General features: G+C 63.9%; 1 protein-coding gene. It reads right to left on the bottom strand.

All coding sequences use genetic code 11. The features are described from left to right. The coding region (locus ACFO0J_RS17950; protein ID WP_376814462.1) for an EF-Tu C-terminal domain-related protein at positions 1-587 on the bottom strand (587 nt) is incomplete at both ends.

The following is a 587-nucleotide window of genomic DNA, read 5'->3' as shown; positions in this document are numbered from 1 at the left end:
AGGCCTTCTTCCATGGCGATCGGGGCAATCAGGTTCACCTCGATCGAGATGTTGTCACCAGGCAACACCATTTCCTTGTCCGCCGGCAGCTCGATCGTGCCCGTCACGTCCGTCGTACGGAAGTAGAACTGCGGACGATAGCCCTTGAAGAACGGCGTGTGGCGGCCGCCCTCGTCCTTGGACAGAATGTACACCTCGGCCGTGAAGGACGTGTGCGGGTGGATCGAACCCGGCTTGGCCAGCACCTGGCCGCGCTCGACTTCTTCACGCTTGGTGCCGCGCAGCAGAATCCCCACGTTGTCGCCCGCCTGGCCCTGGTCCAGCAGCTTGCGGAACATCTCAACGCCCGTGCAGGTCGTCTTGGCCGTGTCGTGGATCCCCACGATCTCGATTTCTTCGCCGACCTTGATGATCCCGCGCTCGATACGGCCGGTCACCACCGTGCCGCGACCCGAGATCGAGAACACGTCTTCCACAGGCATCAGGAACGTGCCGTCCACCGCGCGCTCGGGCGTCGGGATGTACGTGTCCAGCGCTTCGGCCAGCTTCATGATCGCTTGCGAGCCCAGCGGGCCTTCGTCGCCGTC

The organism is Castellaniella hirudinis, from assembly GCF_042651965.1.
Taxonomy (GTDB): domain Bacteria; phylum Pseudomonadota; class Gammaproteobacteria; order Burkholderiales; family Burkholderiaceae_B; genus Castellaniella; species Castellaniella hirudinis.
Note: the sequence above shows the minus strand (reverse complement) of the source record. Positions and strands in the feature narration are given on the sequence as shown.